Source organism: Cellulosimicrobium sp. E-16, from assembly GCF_049913115.1.
In the GTDB taxonomy this organism is placed as follows: domain Bacteria; phylum Actinomycetota; class Actinomycetes; order Actinomycetales; family Cellulomonadaceae; genus Cellulosimicrobium.
In genome coordinates this window covers 3,012,927-3,035,234 of sequence record NZ_CP183974.1, presented here as the reverse complement: position 1 = coordinate 3,035,234, position 22,308 = coordinate 3,012,927, and the positions used below count along the sequence as shown (strand labels likewise).

General features: G+C 75.0%; 22 protein-coding genes and 1 tRNA gene. 18 read left to right on the top strand and 5 right to left on the bottom strand.

Annotated elements, in window-relative coordinates:
• Positions 1-323 precede the first annotated feature (323 nt).
• The 4 genes from ACN9MS_RS13480 to ACN9MS_RS13465 are packed head-to-tail and all read left to right on the top strand — an operon-like array spanning position 324 to position 6,719.
• Entirely contained in the window at positions 324-3,815 is a 3,492-nt protein-coding gene (locus tag ACN9MS_RS13480; protein WP_426309046.1) for an Rne/Rng family ribonuclease, read from the top strand.
• Entirely contained in the window at positions 3,812-4,423 is a 612-nt protein-coding gene (locus tag ACN9MS_RS13475) for a GNAT family N-acetyltransferase (RefSeq protein ID WP_426309045.1), read from the top strand. Before ACN9MS_RS13480 ends, ACN9MS_RS13475 begins: the two co-directional genes overlap by 4 nt.
• Before the next feature lie 51 nt (positions 4,424-4,474).
• Complete coding sequence (locus ACN9MS_RS13470; protein ID WP_426309044.1) at positions 4,475-5,974, top strand: 5'-nucleotidase; 1,500 nt, start codon at positions 4,475-4,477, stop codon at positions 5,972-5,974.
• Between the two features lie 55 nt (positions 5,975-6,029).
• Positions 6,030-6,719, top strand: coding sequence for a thymidine kinase (locus tag ACN9MS_RS13465; RefSeq protein ID WP_426309043.1), 690 nt, complete (start codon positions 6,030-6,032; stop codon positions 6,717-6,719).
• Here the strand turns inward: ACN9MS_RS13465 and ACN9MS_RS13460 are convergent.
• Positions 6,659-7,300, bottom strand: coding sequence for a protein-L-isoaspartate O-methyltransferase family protein (locus ACN9MS_RS13460; protein WP_426309042.1), 642 nt, complete (start codon positions 7,298-7,300; stop codon positions 6,659-6,661). The two genes, ACN9MS_RS13465 and ACN9MS_RS13460, sit on opposite strands and share 61 nt — an antisense overlap.
• A 196-nt stretch (positions 7,301-7,496) precedes the next feature.
• Between ACN9MS_RS13460 and ACN9MS_RS13455 the strand changes: the two genes are divergently transcribed.
• The 13 genes from ACN9MS_RS13455 to ACN9MS_RS13395 all read left to right on the top strand — a co-directional run bounded on the left by ACN9MS_RS13455 (position 7,497) and on the right by ACN9MS_RS13395 (position 17,812).
• Entirely contained in the window at positions 7,497-7,703 is a 207-nt protein-coding gene (locus ACN9MS_RS13455; protein WP_047234741.1) for a dodecin family protein, read from the top strand.
• Positions 7,704-7,932: 229 nt separating this feature from the next.
• Positions 7,933-8,253: a 50S ribosomal protein L21 gene (gene rplU, locus ACN9MS_RS13450; protein ID WP_047234734.1), complete on the top strand. Its 321-nt coding sequence runs from the start codon at positions 7,933-7,935 to the stop codon at positions 8,251-8,253.
• A gap of 86 nt (positions 8,254-8,339) precedes the next feature.
• The gene (gene rpmA, locus ACN9MS_RS13445; RefSeq protein WP_047234735.1) at positions 8,340-8,597 is read left to right on the top strand and encodes a 50S ribosomal protein L27; all 258 of its coding nucleotides are present in this window, start codon (positions 8,340-8,342) and stop codon (positions 8,595-8,597) included.
• 93 nt (positions 8,598-8,690) lie between these two features.
• Positions 8,691-10,211, top strand: a complete 1,521-nt coding sequence (obgE, locus tag ACN9MS_RS13440) for a GTPase ObgE (RefSeq protein WP_426309041.1) — start codon at positions 8,691-8,693, stop codon at positions 10,209-10,211.
• A gap of 148 nt (positions 10,212-10,359) precedes the next feature.
• Positions 10,360-11,487, top strand: a complete 1,128-nt coding sequence (gene proB, locus ACN9MS_RS13435) for a glutamate 5-kinase (RefSeq protein ID WP_426311896.1) — start codon at positions 10,360-10,362, stop codon at positions 11,485-11,487.
• 53 nt (positions 11,488-11,540) lie between these two features.
• The gene (locus tag ACN9MS_RS13430) at positions 11,541-12,887 is read left to right on the top strand and encodes a glutamate-5-semialdehyde dehydrogenase (protein ID WP_426309040.1); all 1,347 of its coding nucleotides are present in this window, start codon (positions 11,541-11,543) and stop codon (positions 12,885-12,887) included.
• 191 nt (positions 12,888-13,078) lie between these two features.
• Positions 13,079-13,234, top strand: coding sequence for a hypothetical protein (locus tag ACN9MS_RS13425; protein ID WP_021483496.1), 156 nt, complete (start codon positions 13,079-13,081; stop codon positions 13,232-13,234).
• A gap of 43 nt (positions 13,235-13,277) precedes the next feature.
• The gene (gene nadD / locus ACN9MS_RS13420; RefSeq protein WP_047233692.1) at positions 13,278-13,883 is read left to right on the top strand and encodes a nicotinate-nucleotide adenylyltransferase; all 606 of its coding nucleotides are present in this window, start codon (positions 13,278-13,280) and stop codon (positions 13,881-13,883) included.
• Complete coding sequence (locus ACN9MS_RS13415) at positions 13,876-14,985, top strand: hypothetical protein (protein WP_426309039.1); 1,110 nt, start codon at positions 13,876-13,878, stop codon at positions 14,983-14,985. The genes nadD and ACN9MS_RS13415 overlap by 8 nt, the downstream gene beginning before the upstream one ends.
• A gap of 25 nt (positions 14,986-15,010) precedes the next feature.
• Complete coding sequence (rsfS, locus tag ACN9MS_RS13410) at positions 15,011-15,457, top strand: ribosome silencing factor (RefSeq protein ID WP_426309038.1); 447 nt, start codon at positions 15,011-15,013, stop codon at positions 15,455-15,457.
• Positions 15,454-16,134: a histidine phosphatase family protein gene (locus ACN9MS_RS13405; protein WP_426309037.1), complete on the top strand. Its 681-nt coding sequence runs from the start codon at positions 15,454-15,456 to the stop codon at positions 16,132-16,134. Before rsfS ends, ACN9MS_RS13405 begins: the two co-directional genes overlap by 4 nt.
• Before the next feature lie 79 nt (positions 16,135-16,213).
• A tRNA-Ala gene (locus ACN9MS_RS13400) sits at positions 16,214-16,286 on the top strand.
• Between the two features lie 656 nt (positions 16,287-16,942).
• Complete coding sequence (locus ACN9MS_RS13395; protein WP_426309036.1) at positions 16,943-17,812, top strand: hypothetical protein; 870 nt, start codon at positions 16,943-16,945, stop codon at positions 17,810-17,812.
• Positions 17,813-17,821: 9 nt separating this feature from the next.
• On the opposite strand, the gene ACN9MS_RS13390 is transcribed toward ACN9MS_RS13395, so the two are convergent.
• Positions 17,822-18,802: an SH3 domain-containing protein gene (locus ACN9MS_RS13390; protein WP_426309035.1), complete on the bottom strand. Its 981-nt coding sequence runs from the start codon at positions 18,800-18,802 to the stop codon at positions 17,822-17,824.
• 171 nt (positions 18,803-18,973) lie between these two features.
• Between ACN9MS_RS13390 and ACN9MS_RS13385 the strand changes: the two genes are divergently transcribed.
• A complete protein-coding gene (locus ACN9MS_RS13385; protein WP_426309034.1) occupies positions 18,974-19,819 on the top strand; it encodes an aldo/keto reductase in 846 nt (281 codons plus the stop codon).
• A gap of 95 nt (positions 19,820-19,914) precedes the next feature.
• Here the strand turns inward: ACN9MS_RS13385 and ACN9MS_RS13380 are convergent, their stop codons facing one another.
• From ACN9MS_RS13380 to ACN9MS_RS13370, 3 genes are all read right to left on the bottom strand, one after another.
• A complete protein-coding gene (locus ACN9MS_RS13380) occupies positions 19,915-20,361 on the bottom strand; it encodes a hypothetical protein (protein ID WP_426309033.1) in 447 nt (148 codons plus the stop codon).
• Positions 20,362-20,441: 80 nt separating this feature from the next.
• Entirely contained in the window at positions 20,442-21,374 is a 933-nt protein-coding gene (locus ACN9MS_RS13375; protein ID WP_426309032.1) for an aldo/keto reductase, read from the bottom strand.
• A 43-nt stretch (positions 21,375-21,417) separates the two neighbouring features.
• Positions 21,418-22,278, bottom strand: coding sequence for an aldo/keto reductase (locus ACN9MS_RS13370; protein WP_426309031.1), 861 nt, complete (start codon positions 22,276-22,278; stop codon positions 21,418-21,420).
• Between the last annotated feature and the right edge of the window lie 30 nt (positions 22,279-22,308).

The window sequence follows — 22,308 nt, the reverse complement described above, 5'->3', positions numbered from 1 at the left end:
CCGGGACCCGCGGCCCGGGGCGCGGTGCGTGTCGCCGAGGTTCGTTCGCGCCCCTGTGCGATACTGGGCGGAGCCGGGTGGGCTCCGCATCGCCCTCCCGACGAGCACGAGATCGCGGCACCAGCGGACCGCGGCAGTCGGAGCGCCGACCGGGGCGAAGGGCCCGGTGGCAGGCGCCCGCGCCGCGCACGCGGACCGCGGCCGTGGCCGACGACTTCCGTCGCCGGACGACGCGCTCCGGTGCGCTCGTCACGAGCGACGACCGACCGCCCCGAAGGGCCGCACGGTGCGGGGCGGTCCCTGTGGCAGCAGGAGCACGACGCGTGACGCTCGACAGCACCTCCGACAGCACCCCCTCAGAGTCGACGGCGGACGCCGCCGCGACCCACGACCGGGCCGAGAGCCCGACCACCGCAGGGCGCAAGCCCGCCCGCCGTCGCGCCACCCGCAGCGCGGCGCCGCCCCAGGCCCTTGCCGCGCCGACAGAGGCTGCGACCACCCCCGCCGACGCGCCCACGGCACCCGCCGACCCGGCGCCGGTCGCCGAGGCGGCGGCTCCCGACGCAGCCGAGAAGAAGCCCGCGCGCCGATCGCGCCGCGCGACCCGCGCGACGTCCGCGACCGTCGAGCCTGCCGCCGACGCCCCCGCGGCCCCCGTCGCAGACGCGGCGTCCTCCGACGCCCCGGCGCCCGCTGACGCCGAGCCTGCGCCCGAGGCGACCGCCCCGAAGGGCCGTGGCCGCACCGCGCGCCGCGCCCAGGGCGGCGCGAAGAAGCCCGCGACCGCCGCCCCCGACGCCCCGCTCGACGTGCTCTCGGAGTTCGGGCTGAGCGCGGCCCCCGCCGTGGAGCAGGCGGCGCCCGCGGCCACCGGCCCGGACGCCGACGCGCTGCTCGGCGCGTCCGACGCGCCGCGCAAGGCCAAGCGCACCCGGACGTCGCGCAAGGCGGCCCCGGCGGACGACGTCGCCGCGCCCGCGGCGCCCGAGGTGGAGCCCGCCGGCCCGACCGAGCCTGCGCAGGCCGCGGCCGAGGCTGCCGTGGAGAAGAAGCCCGCGCGCCGCTCGCGCCGCGCGACCTCCGCGGCCGGCGCCCCGACCGCGAAGGCCCCGACCGCGAAGGTCGCTGACGCGCAGGCTCCGGTCACGACGGCAGACGACACCACGCCCGTCGTGGCCGAGGCCACCACGCCGCTCGTCGAGCCGGACGCAGCGACCTCCGAGGAGACGCCGAAGAAGCCCGCGCGCCGCTCGCGCCGCGCCACCTCGAAGGCCGCCCCCGCCGAGGCCCCGACCGAGCCGCAGCAGGCGGCCGGGGCGACGTCGAGCGACGCTCCGGCACCCACGGCCGCACCCGAGGCCCCCCTCTCGCCCGCCGCCACCGGCGCGGGCACGAGCTCGCCGCGGCTCGCGACGACCGCCCTGCTCTTCCAGGCGCCCGACCCCGCGGCCGCGCCGCGTCGTCCCCGCCGGGCCCAGAGCCCGGCCGGTCCGCCGCGCCACGTCGAGCCGACCCCCGTGGCCCAGGAGGCCCCTGTGGCGGCCGAGCCGCGCGAGCGGGCTCCGCAGGAGTCCGCGGCTGCCCCGGTGGCGTCCGAGCGCACGGAGGACGTGACGGTCGAGGTCGCTCTCACGGGCGAGGACGCCGCCGCCGTCGAGGAGATCGAGGCCATCGAGTCGGAGCTCGTCGCCGAGGGGATCGAGCTCCCCGACGACACGTTCGGCCCGGAGGACTTCGCCGACCTGGACGAGGCCGAGCCCGAGGCCCCGGAGGACCAGACCGCGTCCGACGACGCGGACTCCGGTCCCCGCCGCCGCCGTCGCCGCGGTGGCCGCGGTCGCCGCGGTCGTCCCGACTCCGGTCGCGAGCAGGACGAGAGCGACGAGGCCCCCGCCGAGGGTGACGAGCCGGCCGACGCCGGCGCGACCGCCGAGGCCGACGAGCCCGAGCACGAGGCCGCCGACGCCGAGTCCGGCGAGGACGAGGCGGGCGGCAGCCGCCGTCGGCGTCGCCGCCGCCGCGGTGGACGGGGTGAGAGCGGCGAGAGCTCCTCGACCCGTTCGCGGCCGCGCGAGCGCAGCCTGGCCGACGAGGTCACGGCGCTCAAGGGCTCGACGCGTCTGGAGGCGAAGCGCCAGCGTCGCCGTGAGGGGCGCGACGCCGGTCGTCGCCGTCAGATCATCACCGAGGCGGAGTTCCTCGCGCGCCGTGAGGCGGTCGAGCGGTCGATGGTCGTGCGCGAGCGCGCGGGGCGCACGCAGATCGCCGTGCTCGAGGACGGCGTGCTCGTCGAGCACTACGTCTCCCAGCAGTCGCAGGCGTCCATGGCGGGCAACGTGTACCTGGGCCGCGTCCAGAACGTGCTGCCCAGCATGGAGGCCGCGTTCATCGACGTCGGCAAGGGCCGCAACGCGGTGCTGTACGCGGGCGAGGTGAACTGGGACGCGGCAGGGCTCGAGGGCCAGCCGCGCCGGATCGAGCAGGCGCTCAAGTCGGGCGACTCCGTGCTCGTCCAGGTGACCAAGGACCCGATCGGGCACAAGGGCGCGCGCCTCACGTCGCAGATCACGCTCGCGGGCCGCTACCTCGTGTTCGTGCCCGGTGGTGGCATGACGGGCATCAGCCGCAAGCTCCCGGACACCGAGCGCAACCGCCTCAAGAAGATCCTCAAGGAGGTCGTGCCCGACGGCGCGGGCGTCATCGTGCGCACCGCCGCCGAGGGTGCGAGCGAGGAGGAGCTGCGGGCCGACGTCGAGCGGCTGCGCGGCCAGTGGGAGGCCATCGAGAAGAAGTCGAAGAGCGCCTCGGCGCCGGCGCTGCTCCAGGGCGAGCCCGACCTCGCGATCCGCGTGGTCCGCGACATCTTCAACGACGACTTCAGCTCGCTCGTCGTCGAGGGCGACGGGGCGTGGAGCGAGATCTCGTCGTACGTCGAGGAGCTCGCCCCGGACCTGCGCGAGCGCGTCTCCAAGTGGACGGGCACGCAGGACGTCTTCACCGTGCACCGCGTCGACGAGCAGCTCGCCAAGGGCATGGACCGCAAGGTCTGGCTGCCCTCCGGCGGCTCGCTCGTCATCGACCGCACCGAGGCGATGACCGTCGTCGACGTCAACACGGGCAAGTTCACCGGCTCGGGCGGCACGCTCGAGGAGACGGTGACGCGCAACAACCTGGAGGCGGCCGAGGAGATCGTCCGCCAGCTCCGGCTGCGCGACATCGGCGGCATCATCGTCATCGACTTCATCGACATGGTGCTCGAGTCCAACCGCGACCTCGTGCTGCGTCGCCTCGTCGAGTGCCTGGGCCGCGACCGCACCAAGCACCAGGTCGCCGAGGTCACCTCGCTCGGGCTCGTGCAGATGACGCGCAAGCGCGTCGGCCAGGGCCTGGTCGAGGCGTTCAGCGAGACGTGCGAGCACTGCCACGGGCGCGGCTTCATCGTGCACACCGACCCGATCGAGAAGTCGGGCGGCAACGGTCGTGGAGGCCACGACCACGGCGGGAGCAGCGGCCCGGCGGCCGCGGAGGAGCCGGCCGAGGCCGGGCGCTCGCGGTCGCGCCGCAAGCGCGGCACCGCCACCGCCGCAGCCGGCAAGGACTCCGCCATCACGCTCCCGCAGCCGGCCGTCCCGGTCCTGCCGGAGGTCTCGTCCGAGGCGCGCGAGGCCGTGAAGGCCACGCTCGCGACGATCGCGGCGGCCGCGGCGCACGCCCACGAGCACGAGCACGAGCACGAGCACGAGCACGAGCACGACGGCGCGGCCCCCGCGCCGGTCGTCGGCGACGACGCGCGCACGGAGCCCGGCGAGGAGTGACCGGGGCTGCACCCGGCGGCGTACCGCTGTACGCCGCCGGGGCGCGCACCCGCCTGCGCGGGTGGCGCGCGGACGACCTCGCGGCCTACCGCGCGTGGCTGCGCCCGGAGCACGAGTGGCACCGATGGGACGGCCCGTACTACCCCGTGCCCGACGACGCCGCGTCCGACGCCGCGGTCGCGCGCCTCGCGCGCACGGCCGCCGCGCAGGCCGCCCGCGCCGACGGCCTGGACGACGACGGCCTCCCGCCGGGGCGCGTCGTCGTCGCCGACGAGGAGGACCGGCTCGTCGGGACGTGCTCCTGGTACTGGGAGTCGGCCGAGACGCAGTGGGCGCGGGTCGGGATCGGCCTGTACGACCCCGCGGTGCGCGGCCGAGGCCTGGGCCGCGACGCGCTCGGCGCGTGGATCACCTACCTGTTCTCGGTGACGGACTGGGTCCGCCTCGACCTCGCGACGTGGTCGGGGAACGCCGCGATGCTCGGTGCAGCCCGAGCGCTCGGCCTCGTCGAGGAGGGCCGGTTCCGCGACGCCCGCGTCGTCGACGGCGTGCGGCACGACGCCGTCGTCCTGGGCGTCCTGCGCCGCGAGTGGGCCGCCCGGGCCTGACGGCTCCGGGGCGTCTTCGTCCCCGTCACCTGCACCTGGCATCATGCCGCCATGGGTTACGACCTCTCGGGCCGCCTCGTCGTCGGCGTCGCCTCGTCCGCACTGTTCGACCTCACCGAGTCCGACCGCGTGTTCCGCACGCAGGGGGAGGCGGCGTACCGCGACTTCCAGGAGCGTCACCGCGACGACGCGCTGGCCCCGGGCGTCGCCTTCGGCTTCGTGCGCCGCCTGCTCGCGCTGAACGACCTGGCGCCGGCGGCGGACGACCCGCTCGTCGAGGTCATCGTCATGTCGCGCAACTCGCCCGAGACGGGCCTGCGGGTCATGCGCTCGATCCGGCACCACGACCTCGACATCACGCGCGCCGTGTTCCGCCAGGGCCGCAGCCCGCACGAGTTCATCCGCCCGCTGCACGTCGACCTGTTCCTCTCGGCCGACGAGCGCTCCGTGCGCGACGCGGTCGACCTCGGCCTGCCGGCCGGGTACGTGCTGGACCCGACGTTCGCGGACGAGGCCGGCGACGAGCTGCGCATCGCGTTCGACTTCGACGGCGTGCTCGCGGACGACTCGTCCGAGCGTCGTTTCCAGGACGGCGGCCTCGCCTCGTTCCGCGAGCACGAGGCGCTCAACGCCGACGTGCCGCTCGGGCGCGGCCCGCTGCGCGAGCTGCTCGTCGGCATCCACCGGGTGCAGGTCGTCGAGCGCGAGCGGAACGCGACCGACCCGTCGTACCGGCCGCGCGTGCACGTCTCGCTCGTCACGGCGCGCTCGGCCCCGGCGCACGAGCGCGCGGTCGCGACGCTGTCGTCGTGGGGCGTCACCGTCGACGACGCGTTCTTCCTCGGCGGGGTGGACAAGGACGGCGTCCTGGAGGTGCTGCGCCCGCACATCTTCTTCGACGACCAGCGCGCCGTCGTGGAGGCGACCCGTCGCGTCGCCCCGTCGGTCCACGTGCCCTACGGCGAGCTCAACCGCGGCGTCCTGCCCGCGGACCCGACGCTCGACACCCGGCGCCCGAGTCCGGCCGACGCCGTGCCTCCCGCACCCACGCGGCGCGAGGTGGCCACGCCGCCGGCACCGGCCGCGCCGACGGGCGAGCGCGACGCCGAGGAGGAGCCGGCGCCCGCGCGCGGCGACGAGGTCCGCGCCCGGGGGACCGGCACGCGCGAGCTCCCGCTCGTGCGCTCCGTGCCGGGCATCGGTGGTGCGGGTCTCGCCGGTCTCGCCGGGGCGTCGACGGTCGTGCCGCCCGCCGAGCCGGCGCGTGATGCCGAGCGTCCCGAGCCGGTCCCCGGTCCCGTGACTCCCGCCGCCCCCGCTCCTGCTGCCCCGCGGGACGGCGAGGCCGGGCCGGAGCGGGCGACGAGCCCCGAGCCCGCCGGCCGTCCGTCGGACGCCGAGGACTCTGCGCCCACCGGGACCACGCTCCTCAGCCGTCGGGACGTCGCGCGCCCGGGGGCGCCCGACCGCGTGTCGGTGCTCGGCCCGGCGGGGGAGCCCAAGCCGCTCCCCGTCCGCCCGTCGTCGAACGGCTCGGCCCGGCACCACTGACCGGTGCACCGGCCCCGCGTCGCGCGCCGTCGGGTTCCGGTGGTTCACTGCTCGCATGAGCGGCGCCGCACGTCTCCCGGACCCTTCGCCCCGCGCGGGCGGCCGGGTCGAGGTGGTGTGCGGCCCGATGTTCGCGGGCAAGACCGAGGAGCTGCTGCGTCGGGTCCGACGCGCCGAGGTCGCGGGGCGCCGCGTCGAGGTGGTCGGCCACGTCCTCGACACGCGGCGCGGCACGGGCACGGTGAGCTCGCACGCCGGTCTGGCGATCCCGTCGCGCACGGCGCGCGACGCGGCCGACCTCGCGCGGCTCGTCCACGACGGCGGCCCGCTCGACCTCGTCGCGGTCGACGAGGCCCACTTCTTCGGGCCCGAGCTCGTCGACGTCGTGCAGCGCCTCGCGGACGACGGGCTCGTGGTGGTCGTCGCGGGCCTCGACGTGACGTTCGACGCGCGGCCGTTCGAGCCCTTGCCCACGCTCGCGGCCCTCGCCGAGCGCGTCGACAAGCTGACCGCCGTGTGCGCGGTGTGCGGGGAGGACGCGGCGTTCCACGTGCGGGTGGCTCCGGCGGCGACGGCCGACGACGGGCCGCGCGACCCGCTGGTGCCCGTGGCCGCGCACGTCGGCGGCGCCGAGAGCTACGAGGCGCGGTGCCGCGTGCACCTGCCCGCGGCGCCGTGGCGGGCTCAGCCGGCGGGCGAACCCGGAGGACCCGGCGGGTCCTCGACGAGCGGGACGAACGAGTAGGAGCCGTGCTCGCTCACCCGGGCGCCGCCCGGCGTGCCCGGGTCGGCCTCGACGAGCAGCATCGTGTGCCGGACCGGGACCACCATCCGGCCGTCCGGCGCGAGCTGGTCCACGAGGGCCTGGGGGAGCGCGTCGGCCGCCGCGGAGACGAGGACCCGGTCGTACTGCTCGCCCGGGGTGCCCAGGACGCCGCGCCGTGCAGGCTCGAGGCGCGCCCAGGGGACGTGCGCGGTCGCGAGGTTCGCGGCGCCCCACGCGGCGAGGTCGGGGTCGCGCTCGAGCCCGAGCACGCCGCCCGACGGCCCGACGAGCACGGCGAGCAGCGCCGTCGTCCACCCGGAGCCGGCGCCGACGTCGAGGACCCGGTGGCCGGGGGCGACGTCGAGCAGCCGGAGCATCGCTGCGACGGTCGAGGGCTGCGAGTTCGTCTGGCCGTGCCCGATCGCGAGCGGGCGGTCCTGGCCGGCCCAGCGGCGTTGCGCCCGGGGGAGGAACGCGCGGCGGTCGAGCGCGCGCATCGCGGCGGCGACGGCGTCGTGCCCGCGACGGCGCGCGCCGTCGGGCGGGTCTGCCGGGCGCATGCGACCACCTCCACCGCCAGCGTAGGCACGGCCGCGCGCCCACGCGCCCTCCGTCGTCGCGGCCGTCGGCGGTCGTGAGGTCGGACCCCGACGGGCGCGGCCGGACCTCTCCCGGTGGCGAGGGCGCACGCGCGGCGGGATGCTCGACGGGTGCGCGGGCGCGTCGGTGCGCCCGCCCCGGACGGGGGAGCCCGGCATGAGCGGCACGGTGGCACGGATCACGCACATCAGCGCGCGGTCGGACACGAGCTTCGAGGACGCCGTCAAGATCGGCGTCGAGCGTGCGGCGAGCACGCTGCGCAACGTCTCGGGCGCGTGGGTCAAGGAGCAGAAGGTCGACATCGTCGACGGGCGCATCACGACCTGGCAGGTCGTCCTCGAGATCACGTTCGTCCTCGAGTAAGGACGGCGGTCGGAAGACGGCGGGACGGGTCCGTGGCGCACGGGTGGGCGTGCGCGCGGTCACGGCCCGCGCCATTTGACCTGCCCAGCCGATTTCCGTAGTCTTGAACGTCGGCGCGCCCAGGCGCGCCGGTCCCGTGTGCCCACGGACGACTCGCACTCGCACGCCGCGGCGTGGCCGGAGTCTCCAAGACGAACTCGCCGTGACGAGCACGCCAAGACTAGGAGAGATGAGCAGCAACGTGGTGTACGCGATCGTCAAGGCCGGTGGCCGTCAGGAGAAGGTTTCCGTCGGCGACATCGTCGTGGTGGACCGGGTGTCCGCCAAGGTCGGTGAGTCCCTCGAGCTGCCCGCTCTCCTGCTGGTGGACGGGGAGAAGGTGACCACCGACGCGGCGAAGCTCGCGAAGGTCAAGGTCACCGCCGAGGTCGTGCGGGACGAGAAGGGTCCGAAGATCACGATCCTGCGGTACAAGAACAAGACCGGTTACCGCCGTCGTCAGGGTCACCGCCAGCAGCTGACCCGCCTCAAGGTCACCGGCATCAAGTGACCTCGCCCGGCGCGAGGTAGCGGCCACGGGCCGCCCCGCGCCGACCGGCACCCTCCCTCAGCAACCAGCACGAAAGCAGGTTCGTCATGGCACACAAGAAGGGCGCGAGCTCCTCGCGCAACGGTCGCGACTCGAACGCCCAGCGCCTCGGCGTCAAGCGCTTCGGCGGTCAGGTCGTCAAGTCGGGCGAGATCATCGTCCGCCAGCGCGGCACGCACTTCCACCCCGGTGAGAACGTCGGCCGCGGCAAGGACGACACGCTGTTCGCTCTGGCCGCCGGTGCGGTCCAGTTCGGCACGCGTCGTGGCCGCAAGGTCATCGACATCGTCGCCGTCGAGGGCTGAGCGACAGCCACAGGCTTCGAGCAGGAGGGGCGCACCGACGCGGTGCGCCCCTCCTGCTGTTTCATGCACACCCACCTCTGAGAGGATCGTTCCATGGCCAGCTTCGTCGACCGTGTCGTCCTGCACGTCTCCGGCGGCAACGGCGGGAACGGGTGCGCCTCGGTCCGTCGCGAGAAGTTCAAGCCGCTCGCCGGCCCCGACGGCGGCAACGGCGGTGACGGCGGGACCGTACGCCTCGTCGTCGACGCGCAGACCACCACGCTGCTCGAGTACCACCACTCGCCGCACCGGCACGCGACGTCGGGCACGCAGGGCATGGGCGACGACCGCGACGGCGCGAACGGCGACGACCTGGTCCTGCGCGTGCCGGACGGCACCGTCGTCAAGGCGACGGACGGGACCGTCCTCGCCGACCTCGTGGGCGACGGCGCGGAGTACGTCGTCGCCGAGGGCGGCCGCGGCGGCCTCGGCAACGCCGCGCTCTCGTCGCCGCGCCGCAAGGCGCCGGGCTTCGCCCTGCTGGGTGAGCCGGGCGAGGAGCGCGACGTCGTCCTCGAGCTGAAGACCATCGCCGACGTCGCGCTCGTCGGGTACCCGAGCGCCGGCAAGTCGTCGCTCGTCGCCGCGATCTCGGCCGCGCGGCCCAAGATCGCCGACTACCCGTTCACGACGCTCGTGCCGAACCTCGGCGTGGTGCAGGCCGGCTCGGCACGGTTCACGGTCGCGGACGTCCCGGGCCTCATCCCGGGCGCGAGCGAGGGCAAGGGGCTCGGCCTCGAGTTCCTCCGCCACATCGAGCGCACCGCCGTGATCGTGCACGTGCTCGACTGCGCGACGCTCGAGCCGGGCCGCGACCCGATCAGCGACCTCGACGTCATCGAGGCGGAGCTCGCCGCCTACGCCCAGGACCTCGACATCGAGGGCGGGCGCGTGCCGCTCACCGAGCGCCCGCGGCTCGTCGTGCTCAACAAGATCGACGTGCCCGAGGCGCGCGAGCTCGCCGACCTCGTCAAGCCCGACCTCGAGGCGCGCGGCCTGCGCGTCTTCGAGATCTCGACGGCCAGCCACGAGGGCCTGCGCCCGCTGACCTACGCGCTCGCCGAGCTCGTCGAGAAGGCCCGGGCCGAGGCGCCCGCGCCCGAGCCGACGCGCGTCGTGCTGCGCCCGCGCGCCGTCGACGAGGCCGGGTTCACCGTCACGCGCAAGGGCGGGGCCACGGACTACTGGTTCGAGGTGCGTGGCGCCAAGCCCGAGCGCTGGGTGCGCCAGACGGACTTCAGCAACGACGAGGCCGTCGGCTACCTCGCCGACCGCCTCGCCCGCCTGGGCGTGGAGGAGAAGCTCTTCGCCGCCGGGGCCGTGGGGGGCGACGAGGTGCGCATCGGCACCGACGCCAACGCCGTCGTCTTCGACTGGGAGCCGACGCTCATGACCGGCTCCGAGCTGCTCGGCGGTCCGCGCGGCTCCGACAACCGCCTCGACGAGCGCCTGCGCCCCACCCGCACGGAGAAGCGCCGCGAGCACCACGAGCGCATGGACGCCAAGGCCGAGGCGCGCCGCGAGCTGTGGACCGAGCGCGAGGCCGGCACGTGGACGGACCCCGACGCGGACTGACGCTGGTCCGCTGTGGGCATGGAATGGGCCCGGTCCCCACGAGGGGACCGGGCCCATTCCATGCCCACAGCAGGTCCCGGGGCGTCCTGGTCCGTGAAATCCTGCGCGCCCGGGGGCGGCGGGCGGCGATGATGGACGCGTGAACGCGCTGTCCTCCCGCTCCGAGATCGCCTCCGCCCACCGCGTGGTGGTGAAGATCGGCTCGTCCTCGCTCACGGGCGCCGACGGGCACCTCGACCTCACCGCCCTGCGCGCGCTCGTCGACGTCCTCGCGGCGCGACGCGCGGCGGGCGGCCAGGTCGTGCTCGTCACGTCCGGCGCGATCGCCGCGGGGATCGGGCCCCTGGGGCTCGCGAGCCGGCCGCGCGACCTCGCGACGGCGCAGGCGACCGCCTCGGTCGGGCAGGGCATGCTCGTCGCCCGCTACACGGAGGCGTTCGCGGGGCACGGGCTGCGCGTCGGGCAGGTGCTGCTCACCGCCGAGGACACCGTGCGCCGCGGGCACTACCGCAACGCCCAGCGCTCGCTCGAGCGGCTGCTCGACCTCGGCGTCGTGCCGATCGTCAACGAGAACGACGCCGTCGCGACCGACGAGATCCGGTTCGGCGACAACGACCGCCTCGCCGCGCTCGTCTCCCACCTCGTGCGCGCCGACGCGATGGTCCTGCTCACGGACGTCGACGGCCTCTACGACGGACCGCCGTCGCGCCCGGGCACGCGGCGGATCGCCGAGGTGACCTCGGCTGCCGACATCGAGGGTGTCGAGGTCACGGGCCGGGGGAGCGCGGTCGGGACCGGCGGGATGCTGACCAAGCTCGAGTCCGTCTCCATCGCGACCGGCACCGGCATCCCCGTCGTGCTGACGAAGGCGCAGAACGCCGCCGCCGCGCTCGCGGGCGACGCCGTCGGGACGTGGTTCGCCGCGACCGGCAAGCGGACGACGCGCCGGCGCCTCTGGCTCGCGCACGCCGCGCGCACGCGCGGTCGGCTCGTCCTCGACGACGGCGCGGTGAAGGCCGTGCAGGGAGGGCGCGCGTCGCTCCTGCCCGCGGGGATCACGGCCGTCGAGGGGGAGTTCGACGCCGGGGACCCGGTCGAGCTCGTGACGGCGGACGGGCGCGTGGTCGCCCGCGGTCTCGTCGCGTTCGAGTCCCGCGACATCCCGGACCTCCTCGGCCGGTCGACGGGCGAGCTGCGGGCCGAGCTGGGCGAGGGCTACGACCGCGAGGTCGTGCACCGCGACGACCTCGTCCTCGTCCGCAAGCGAGCGCGCTGACCGGCCGTCGGACGGCGCCCCCGGCGCGAGGTCGATCGACGTAGGCTCGGTCCATGACCACCACCGAGGACGCGCCCGTCGTCGCGGGCGCCGCCGTGCCCCAGCCCGCCGGTCCCGCCGCAGCGGGTACCGCGACCGACGTCGCGACCGCCGTCGAGGACGTCGCGCGCCGCGCCAAGGTCGCCTCGCGCACGCTGGCCACGGCTACGCGCGCGACCAAGGACGCCGCTCTCCTCGCGCTCGCCGACGCGCTCGTCGCGGCGACGGACGAGATCGTGGCCGCGAACGCCGTCGACCTCGAGCGCGAGCGCGCGAACGGGATGAGCGAGGGCCTGCTCGACCGTCTCGCGCTCGACGGCCCGCGCATCGCCGCGATCGCCGACGCGCTGCGCGCCCTCGCGGGCCTGCCGGACCCGGTCGGTGAGGTCGTGCGCGGCTCGACGCTGCCGAACGGCCTGCGCCTGCGCCAGCTGCGCGTGCCCATGGGCGTGGTCGGCATGATCTACGAGGCGCGGCCCAACGTGACGGTCGACGCCGCAGGTCTCGCGCTGAAGAGCGGCAACGCCGTGATCCTGCGCGGCGGGTCCGCGGCGGCGAGCTCCAACGAGGTGATCGTGGGCGTGCTCGCCCGCGCGCTCGAGGCGCAGGGGCTGCCCGGCGACCTCGTGCAGTCGATCGACCGCCACGGGCGGCCGGGCGCCGTCGCGCTCATGCACGCGCGCGGGCTCGTCGACGTGCTGGTGCCGCGCGGCGGGGCCGACCTCATCCGCACCGTGGTCCGCGAGTCGACCGTGCCCGTCATCGAGACCGGCGTCGGCAACGTCCACGTGTACGTCGACGCGAGCGCGGACCGGGCCATGGCGCTCGAGATCCTGCTCAACGCCAAGACGCAGCGCGTGGGCGTGTGCAACGCCGCGGAGACGCTCCTGGTCCACGCGGACGCCGCACCGGACTTCCTGCCCGTCGCGCTCGCCGCGCTCACCGCGGCGGGCGTCGTGGTGCACGGCGACGACCGCACGGCCGGCCTCGCGCCCGAGGACACTGAGGTGCTCGCGGCCACGGACGAGGACTGGGCGACCGAGTACCTCGCGCCGGAGATCGCGGTGCGCGTCGTCGACGACCTCGACGTCGCGATCGACCACGTGCGCACGTGGACGTCCGGGCATACCGAGGCGATCGTCACTCGAGACCTCGCGTCCTCGGAGCGGTTCGTCGCGGAGCTCGACTCCGCCGCGATCATGGTCAACGCCTCGACGCGGTTCACCGACGGCGGCCAGTTCGGGCTCGGCGCGGAGATCGGCATCTCGACGCAGAAGCTCCACGCGCGCGGCCCCATGGGCCTGGCCGAGCTCACGACGACGAAATGGGTCGTGCACGGCGACGGTCACGTTCGTCCGTGACGAGCGGTTCGTCGGCAAGTACCTGATATCTGCCGGACCATGCCGCCGGGCGGTCGTGAGAGACTGGTCGGCGACCGGAGCCCGTCCGGTCCGCCGTCGGGCCGGTCCCGGCAGGCGTACCGATCCACCGCACCACCCCGGACCGCGGCACGACACCGTCCGCCCCGGGGACGACCTTCGAGGAGGACGTCGTGATCTCTGCCGTCGTGCTGGCCGCCGAGGAAGGCGCCGAGGCCGCGTCGCACCTGCCCATCCCGCCGCTCGCCTACGGGCTGCTCGGGTTCGGCGGGCTCGTGGCCCTGCTGCTCGTGACCTACGCGTTCCGCAGCGTCGGCACGCGGCACTGACCGGTAGCGAACGACGGAAGCGCCCGCGACCGATGACGCCCCGATGAGCCCGCGCCGTCCCCGCCTGGGGGTGATGGGTGGCACGTTCGACCCCATCCACCACGGCCACCTCGTCGCGGCGAGCGAGGCCGCGGCGCGGTTCGACCTCGACGAGGTCGTGTTCGTCCCCACGGGCAAGCCGTCGTTCAAGCAGCACCAGAGCGTCAGCCCGGCCGAGCACCGGTACCTCATGACGGTCATCGCGACCGCCTCGAACCCGCGGTTCACGGTGAGCCGGGTCGACGTCGACCGGCCGGGACTGACCTTCACGGTCGACACGCTGCGCGACCTGCGGGCCGCGCGACCGGACGCGGAGCTGTTCTTCATCACAGGTGCGGACGCGATCGAGCAGATCCTGACCTGGAAGGATGCCGACGAGCTGTGGAAGATGGCACACTTCGTGGCTGTCTCCCGCCCGGGCCACAGCCTGAGCGTCGAGGGTCTGCCGCCGGGCGTGGTCACCATGCTCGAGGTCCCGGCCCTCGCCATCTCGTCGACGGACTGCCGTCGGCGTGCGGAGGCGGGCCAGCCGGTGTGGTACCTGGTTCCGGACGGCGTGGTCCAGTACATCGCCAAGCACGGTTTGTATCGAGGTCAGCACGATGAGTGACAACGGCAGCAACATGCAGCCCGTCCGCCCCCTCACGCGGCGCGAGATGCGCGAGCGCGAGCAGGCGGCCGCGGCCGAGCGGTCCGCCCAGCCCGGCACGCCTCCACCCGCCCCGGCGCCCGGCGCCGGTGGGTGGCAGCAGCCTGCCCCGGCACGGCCCGCCGCTCCGGCGACACCGCCGCCGTCGCGCCGCACCCTGCGCGAGACGACCGGCCCGACGGACTACCCGTCGCAGCCGTCCGTCGTCCGCCCGCCGGCCGCCTCGGGCGGCATGCGCGGCCTCGACGAGACGGGCCGGCTCACCCCGGTGCAGGAGACCGCGGAGCGCGTCGCGATCCGCCCGCCGGCGCCGACCCCCGTCGTGCCGACGCGCACGAGCTCCCGCCCTCCGGCGGGCACGCCGCGGCCAGCCGTGCCCGGCGCCACCGGCCCCGTCCGGCCCCCGACCCCGTCCGCCCCCGTGGGCGGGTTCGGCTCCGCGCCCGTGGGCCGGGTCGGAGCGCCCGAGGCGCCGCCCGCCCAGCCGCAGCGGCTGTCGGCCTTCTCGGCTCCGGCAGCCGCACCTGCCGCGCCCCCCGCCACGCCTGCTCCCGCACCCGCCCCGTCGCCGTGGGGTGCGACCGCGGCGCCCGCGCCCGAGCGCACGCCCGCTGCCGCGCGACCCACCGCTCCGCCCGCAGCGGCCGCGCCCGCCGAGGCCCCGGGAGCCGCGCTCCCGTGGGCGGCGATCACGTCCGGGTCGGCGCCCGAGCCGGCGAGCGGGGGCCGCGAGCCCGCCTCGCCCTTCGGCGGCGTGCGCGAGTCGGCTGCGGCACCCGCCGCCGCCGCGAGCGGCCCGTCCGACGACCTCTTCCCGCGGGTCCGCGCCCGCGCCGAGGAGCTCGACGACGAGGCGGACGACGACTTCGACGACGAGCCGCGCGGCCCCTCGTACACGTGGCTGCACTACCTCATCCTCGTCGCCGTGGCGTTCGTCCTCGGCCTGCTCGTGTGGACGCTCGTCTCGCGCGACGACCCCGGTCTCGCCACCGAGGACACGAGCGACTCGGCGACCGCCGTGTCGACGTGGGACGATCCCGGCACCCTCGACACCGGCCGCTGAGCGGCCGCACCACGAACGGAGACACGTGACTGCCACCGAACGAGCCGTAGAGCTCGCCGTCATCGCGGCGCGGGCGGCGTCCGACCGCAAGGCCGAGGAGATCATCGCGCTCGACGTGAGCGAGCAGCTCGTCCTCACGGACGTGTTCCTCATCGCGTCCGGGTCGAGCGAGCGCCAGGTCTCGGCGATCGTCGACGCGGTCGAGGAGGCGATGTACAAGGCGGGGTCCAAGCCGATCCGTCGCGAGGGCAAGCAGGAGGCCCGCTGGGTCCTCATCGACTTCGGCGACGTCGTCGTGCACGTGCAGCACTCGGAGGACCGCGTCTACTACGCGCTCGAGCGCCTGTGGAAGGACTGCCCCGTCGTCGAGCTCCCTGAGGACGCGCGCGGCGGCGACGGCACGGCCGGCGACGCCGACGACACCACCCGCGGCGACGGCGCCATCCGCCTCTCGGGGGAGCCCCTGGCGTGACCGCCGGCACGCTCGTCCTCCTGCGTCACGGCCGGACGGCGTACAACGCCGCGATGCGCCTCCAGGGCCAGGTCGACATCCCGCTCGACGGCGTCGGGCAGTGGCAGGCCGAGCACGGCGCGAAGGCGCTCGCGAGCGCGCACCGCGCGACGCGCGTCGTCGCGTCCGACCTCGTGCGCGCCGCCGACACCGCGCGTGCGTACACCGGTGCGATCGGCGCGGAGGTCCAGCTCGACCCTCGGCTGCGCGAGCGCGGCTTCGGGGAGTGGGAGGGGCTCACGGGCCCGGAGATCGCGGACCGCTGGCCCGAGGAGTACGCGGCGTGGCGCCGGGGCGAGGAGCCCACGCGCGCGGGCGCAGAGACCAAGGCCGCCGTCGCCGCGCGCCTCGTGGAGGCCGTCACCGAGCACGTCGAGTCCCTCGAGAAGGACGACACGCTCGTCGTCGTGTCCCACGGCGCGGCGATCACGCTCGCCGTCACCGCGCTGCTCGGGCTGGATCCCGAGGGCTGGCGCGGGATCTCCGGGCTGCACAACGTCCACTGGTCCCACCTGCACCGCTCTGCTCCTGCGGCGACGCCCGCGTGGCGTCTCGTGGCGCACAACGTCGGCGCCGGGTTCCCGCTCGACGAGTGGAACGCGGGACCGGATTGGAATCTGGAGCCGGTTTCTGCGTAGACTAGCGACGCTCCGCAGGACGGGAAACCGGCCGGGGGAGTGTTCATCCAGTGTTTGACCAGGATCTTCGCAGATCCACGGGGCTGTGGCGCAGCTGGTAGCGCACCTGCATGGCATGCAGGGGGTCAGGGGTTCGAGTCCCCTCAGCTCCACCGGATCAAAGCGGGGCGTCGTTCATCGGCGCCCCGCTTTCGTCGTTACTGCGCTGTGTCGGGTCGTGGCCCTCACGCTCTCCTGCTCGGTGCGCCTCGCGGTCGCGAGCCCTGCCTCGGTAGGGTCGGCCCCGCCCGTCCAGCTGTCCGGCGGCCGGGTGGACCCGACAGGAAGCGAGGCTCTGATGCCGGGCTCGACAGACGTCGAGCCGTGCTCTCGGGCGCACTGGGCGCGGAGCGCGCCGAGCAGGTGCTGACCCGGTTCGACCGGTACTCGAACCAGCCGAGCGCGATCAAGGGCGCCTCGCGCCTCCCGGGCGACCCGGCGCTGGAACGGGCGGCGCTGCGGGTGTTCGAGGACCCGGGTCTCGGGGCGGTCGCCGGTCTCGACGCGTCGAGCCTCGCGGGGGCGCTCTGGGCGCTCCTCGCGCTCGCGGCCCGGGCCGACGTGACCGTCCTCGACCGGCTCCCGGCCCAGACGGCCGAGCGGGGCGCTCCGAAGCTCGCGACGATCCGCAGAGCCGGTCGCGAAGCACGCGGCGGCACTGCGGACCGTAGCGGCCCCTCCGGCTGCTCCCGCGTCGGCCGAGGCTCCCGACTCGCCGCCTGCGCCCGCCGGGGACGACGGGCCGACGCTCCCCGGGAAGGTGGCGCAGGTGGCGTCATGGCTCGTCGCGCACCCGGGTGCGGACCCGCGGTGGTTCGCCGCACGCCCGTGGCAGCGCGCGGCCGAGCGGCGGGCCGCGCTCCGGGCGCTCGGGAGCATCGGCACCCCGGCGGCGCTCGGCGTGCTCGCCGGGTACGCGCGCGACGGCTATCCCGACGTCGAGCTCGCGGAGCTGCACCGTGCGTGGGGGAGGTTCGACCGGCGAGAGTTCGCCGCGACGATGTTCCGGCCCGCGGGCGCGGTGCTCCAGCTCGGCGCGTGCTCGAGCCTCGAGGGGATCGGAGCGGTGCAGGAGCTCACGGGCCTCGGCATGATCCTCACGGGGCCTGCCGACCTCGCGCCCCTGGCGGAGTGCACCGAGCTCCGGCGGCTGCACGTGAACGTCACGGGCGGAGATCTCACGGGCGTCGAGGCGCTGTCACAGCTGCCCGCGCTCACCGAGGTACATCTGGTCGGCACGACCCGTGGAGCCGATCTCACCGCGTTGCAGGGCACCGCCGTCGAGCGGCTGTCGCTGAGCCTCGACGGCGCCGACGGCGCGTTCCTCACGCGGCTGCCGTACCTGAGGTCGCTCATGCTCTCGGGCGGGTCGGCTCCTGAGGACGTCCGGTACGACGACGAGGACGGTCCCCTTCGGCTGCCCGCGCACCCCGGGCTCGTCGACGTCGTGCTGCGGCTGCTCGCCGACGGCGTCCAGGTGGTCGTGCTCCGCCACGAGCGCTCGTGGGTGTCGCGGCTGACGGCCGCGGTCCCGTCCGACGTCTTCGTCGTCGAGCGCAGCGGCTACGTGGGCCTGACCCGGGACGGGTCGGACGTGGAGGGTCTCGGCAGGAGGCTGTTCTCCAACGTCGTGCCGTGACGCGCGGTCCTACGACGTGCTGACGTGCACGTGGTCGAAGTGGTTCGCGGTCGCGCCGCCGCGGTCCTCCATGCCGGACCATGCGCTCGCGGGGTCTCCGGCCATCCAGATCTGCTGCTGGTAGATGAGGTAGGTGATCCCCAGCGCCCCGGCGTTGGCCTGGAGGTAGCGGGCGATCTCCCAGCCCGTCTCGCCCGTGATCATGATGTCCAGGGCGCGGCCGGTGCCGTGGTCGCCGCTGTCGCCCGGGCGGATCCCGCCGTAGGAGGTCACCTGCGGGAAGATCGCGCACACCGCGCGGTAGACCGAGCGGGCGTTGGACTGGAGCGACGACTCGATCCCCGAGCTCACCCCGCACGCGGCGTCGGAGATCCCGCTCGCGCTCGACCCGCTGCTGCTCGCGGCGGGCGCCGCCGGCGCCTCGGGCTGAGCGTCCGCGAGGAAGCTCGACTTGATCCAGGCTGCCGCGCCGTCCCAGACGACCTGGCTCCACTCGCCCTCGGTCGCGCCGGTGACGTCGACGGCGGTGGCGAACGCGGCGGTCGCGACGCGCCCGGCATCGGCCGACGGCCCGGTGCGGACGTTGACGGCGTCGGTGGTCCAGAGCTGGCCGGTGGCGACGGGGACGACCGGGGCCGGCGGGGCGACCTCGGCGGCGGGGACCACGGTGATCTTCGCCGCGGTCTCGACGACGGGTGACTCCTGCGTCTCCGCGGGGGGAGCGACGCGCTCGGCGGAGCGGCTGGCGGCGCCCGTGCCGCGGTCGACCGGCGTCCCGGACGCCGGCTCGACGCTCAGCGGTGCGAGGTCGGGGTTCCCCTCGGCGGGCTGTGGGCCCGCGCCGACGACGCCTGCGCCGAGCAGGCCGACGAGGGCGAGCGCCGGGAGCTTGAGTGCCCGTGCCGGGAGCGTCGGGAACGACGGCAGGGCCGGGAGCCGGAGGGAGCGCGCGGGCGCTGCGGGTGCGGCGCTGTGGCGGCCTCGGGACATGGTGCGCTCCGGTTCGTTCGTGGTCAGGACCGCGCCCATGTAACCAAACCGTGATCTACAAAGTCCAGCCCGGATCTCGAGCAGCAGGTCAGGGACTCATGAGCGCGAGCGCTGAGTCGCATGCCCGGCAGTCGTTGGACGCCTGGACGGCCGGTTCCTAGGCTGGAGGGCATGACCGCTCCCTCTGTCCCGACCGTGACGCTCAACTCCGGTCACACCATCCCCCAGCTCGGCTTCGGCGTCTTCCTCGTCCCACCGGACGAGGCCGAGAAGGCCGTGAGCGAGGCCCTCGAGGTCGGCTACCGCCACATCGACACGGCCGCGATCTACCGCAACGAGGAGGGCGTCGGCGCCGCGATCGCGAAGAGCGGCGTCCCGCGCGACGAGCTCTTCGTCACGACCAAGCTCTGGAACGACCGTCAGTCCGGCGAGCAGCCGCACGACGCGATCCGCGAGAGCCTGGACAAGCTCGGCCTCGAGTTCGTCGACCTGTACCTCACGCACTGGCCGGCGCCCGCCCAGGACCAGTACACGAACGCCTGGGCCAGGCTCGTCGAGATCCGCGACGCCGGTCTGGCGCGCTCGATCGGCGTCTCCAACCACCTGCCCGAGCACCTCGACCGGATCGTCGCGGACACGGGCGTGGTCCCCGCCGTCGACCAGATCGAGCTGCACCCGGCCTACCAGCAGCGCGACGTGCTCGCGTGGGCCGACGCGAACGGCATGAAGATCGAGGCGTGGGGCCCGCTCGGCCAGGGCAAGTACCCGCTGTTCGAGAGGCAGGCCGTCGTCGACGCCGCGGCCGCGCACGGCGTGACCCCGGCCCAGGCGGTCCTGCGCTGGCACCTCCAGCGCGGCTTCATCGTCTTCCCCAAGTCGTCGCGCAAGGAGCGCATGGCGGAGAACTTCGACCTCTTCGGCTTCGAGCTCACGGCCGACGAGGTCGCGGCGATCGACGCCCTCGACACCGGCGACGGCTCGGGCCGCGTGAGCGCGCACCCGTCCGAGGTCAACTGACCCGCCAACCCGCGGCCTCCGCGGGCACTCGCAGCACGACGAGGGGCGCCGTCCGTCCGGACGGCGCCCCTCGTCGTGCGCTGGGGGAGACCCGGTCAGCCGCAGTCGTCGCAGATGCCCGTCGCGGGCAGCACCGTGAAGCAGGTGGGGCACACGGCCGGCGGCTTCTCGGGCTCGGAGGCGCGCGGCGTCGTCTTGCGGGGGGAGCGGGGGGCGGTCGTGGCCTTCGCCGCGGTCCGACGAGCGGGTGCCGGCGCCGCGGGCGCCGCGCCCGGCACGTCGAACCCGCGCTTGCGCAGCAGGTCCGCGACGCTCACGGGGCTGTTGCGGAACTCCTCGGCGGTCGCCACGCGGCCGGTCGCGTACCGGTGCGCGACGCCGAGGATCGCCTGGGCGTCGTACGCGCGGTCGTCGTGGAGGAGGGGGGTGCCGGGGGCCGCGGTGAACCCGTAGACCCCGAGGAACGCGTCCCGGCCCCGGTCGTCCCAGTCCGCGATCGCCTGGAGGATGTGCTGCCGGGTCACTGCCGAGAAGGTCGCCACGGGACGAGCCTAGACCGCCCCGCAGGGCGGCCCGGACGGCCGGTGCGTGACCTCCGACACCAGCCGTCCGGGCGTGCGCGTCAGGGGACGGTGTAGCCCGCGGCGCGGAACAGCTCGTACCACTCCGCGCGCGTGAGCGGAACCTCCGAGCCGAGGGCCGCGCCCGCCACCCGCTCGGGGCTCGTCGTGCCGAGCACGACCTGCATGCGCGCCGGGTGCCGCGTGATCCAGGCGGTCGCGATCGCGATGGGCGGGACGTCGTACCGGGCGGCGAGCCGGTCGATCACGGCGTTGAGCTCGGGGTACTCCTCCGAGCCGAGGAAGACGCCGGTGAAGAACCCCGCCTGGAACGGCGACCACGCCTGGACCGTGATGTCGTGCAGGCGGCAGTAGTCGAGGATCCCGCTGTCGCGGCTGATCGACTGGTCCAGGCCCTGCATGTTCGACGCGACCCCCTGCGCGACGATCGGCGCGTGCGTGATCGAGAGCTGGAGCTGGTTCACGACGATCGGCTGCTCGACGTACCGGCGCAGCAGCTCGATCTGACCCGGCGTGTGGTTCGAGACCCCGAACGCGCGCACCTTGCCCGCGGCGTGCAGGTCGGAGAACGCGCGCGCGACCTCCTCGGGCTCGACGAGGGCGTCGGGCCGGTGCAGCAGGAAGATGTCGAGGTAGTCCGTGCGCAGCGCGTCGAGCGAGCCCTCGACGGACGCGACGAGGTGCTCGGAGGAGAAGTCGAAGTACGGGCCGTCGGGCACGATCCCGGCCTTGGACTGGATGACCCACTCCGCGCGCTCGGCGGGGGAGAGGTCGAGAGCCTCGGCGAACCGGCGCTCGCAGCCGTGCAGGTCCGTGCCGTAGACGTCGGCGTGGTCGAGGAACGTGATGCCGGCGTCGCGGGCGGTGCGCACGAGGGTGCGTACCTCGTCGTCGGTCTTGTCCTGGATACGCATGAGGCCGAGCACGACGTCCGGGACGACGAGGTCCGTGCCGGGCAGGGTGAAGGTCTTCATCGGTGGAGCTCCTTCGCGGGGGTGGGCGGGTTCCGGCAGGTCGTCACGCGGCGGAGAGCCGCGTGACCTCCTCCGGGGTCAGGACGAGGTCGGCGGCGGCGGCGGAGTCCCGGATCGACTCCGGCCGCGACGCGCCGGGGATGGAGATCACGACGGGTGCGAGCGCGAGCTCCCACGCGAGCGTGACCTGGTAGACGCTCACGGCGTGGGCGTCGGCGACGTCCTGGAAGACGGCGTGGCGCGCGCCGAGCTCGGCGGCGTTCGCGATCCCGCCGAGCGGGCTCCACGGCAGGAAGGCGACGCCGAGCGCCGCGCAGTGCTCGAGCTCGCCCTGGCTCGACCGGAAGCGCGGCGAGAACTGGTTCTGCACGGACGCGAGCCGACCGCCCAGGATCTCTTGCGCGAGGTCGATCTGGCCGACGTCCGCGTTCGAGATCCCGGCCTGCTGGATCACGCCCTCGTCGAGCAGCTCGACGAGCGCGCCGACCGAGTCGGCGTAGGGGACCTCGGGGTCGGGGCGGTGGAACTGGTAGAGACCGATCGCGTCGACGCCGAGTCGGCGCGCCGACTCCTTCGCGGCCTGCTTGAGGTAGGTCGGGTCGCCGTTGCGGGTCCAGGTGCCGTCGCCGGGGCGCAGGTGTCCGCCCTTGGTCGCGACGAGGACGTCGGCCGCGTCGCCGCCGTACGAGCGCAGCGCGCGGGCGATGAGCTCCTCGTTGTGTCCGACCTCGTCGGCGTGCAGGTGGTAGGCGTCGGCCGTGTCGATCAGCGTGACGCCGGCGTCGAGCGCGGCGTGGATCGTCGCGACCGACCGGGCATCGTCAGGTCGGCCCTCGATCGACATCGGCATGCCGCCGAGACCGATCGCGGAGACTGTCCGGGATCCGAGAGTGCGCTGCTGCATGGGGTCTCCCTCGCGGGTCGGAGGATAGAA

Bases quoted from the DNA above. Each gene is read 5' to 3' on its own strand.
- ACN9MS_RS13470 (WP_426309044.1), top strand. From the start codon at position 4,475: ATGGGTTACGACCTCTCGGGCCGCCTCGTCGTCGGCGTCGCCTCGTCC.
- ACN9MS_RS13465 (WP_426309043.1), top strand. From the start codon at position 6,030: ATGAGCGGCGCCGCACGTCTCCCGGACCCTTCGCCCCGCGCGGGCGGC.
- ACN9MS_RS13460 (WP_426309042.1), bottom strand. From the start codon at position 7,300: ATGCGCCCGGCAGACCCGCCCGACGGCGCGCGCCGTCGCGGGCACGAC.
- ACN9MS_RS13455 (WP_047234741.1), top strand. From the start codon at position 7,497: ATGAGCGGCACGGTGGCACGGATCACGCACATCAGCGCGCGGTCGGAC.
- rplU (WP_047234734.1), top strand. From the start codon at position 7,933: ATGAGCAGCAACGTGGTGTACGCGATCGTCAAGGCCGGTGGCCGTCAG.
- rpmA (WP_047234735.1), top strand. From the start codon at position 8,340: ATGGCACACAAGAAGGGCGCGAGCTCCTCGCGCAACGGTCGCGACTCG.
- obgE (WP_426309041.1), top strand. From the start codon at position 8,691: ATGGCCAGCTTCGTCGACCGTGTCGTCCTGCACGTCTCCGGCGGCAAC.
- ACN9MS_RS13430 (WP_426309040.1), top strand. From the start codon at position 11,541: ATGACCACCACCGAGGACGCGCCCGTCGTCGCGGGCGCCGCCGTGCCC.
- nadD (WP_047233692.1), top strand. From the start codon at position 13,278: ATGAGCCCGCGCCGTCCCCGCCTGGGGGTGATGGGTGGCACGTTCGAC.
- ACN9MS_RS13415 (WP_426309039.1), top strand. From the start codon at position 13,876: ATGAGTGACAACGGCAGCAACATGCAGCCCGTCCGCCCCCTCACGCGG.
- ACN9MS_RS13390 (WP_426309035.1), bottom strand. From the start codon at position 18,802: ATGTCCCGAGGCCGCCACAGCGCCGCACCCGCAGCGCCCGCGCGCTCC.
- ACN9MS_RS13385 (WP_426309034.1), top strand. From the start codon at position 18,974: ATGACCGCTCCCTCTGTCCCGACCGTGACGCTCAACTCCGGTCACACC.
- ACN9MS_RS13375 (WP_426309032.1), bottom strand. From the start codon at position 21,374: ATGAAGACCTTCACCCTGCCCGGCACGGACCTCGTCGTCCCGGACGTC.
- ACN9MS_RS13370 (WP_426309031.1), bottom strand. From the start codon at position 22,278: ATGCAGCAGCGCACTCTCGGATCCCGGACAGTCTCCGCGATCGGTCTC.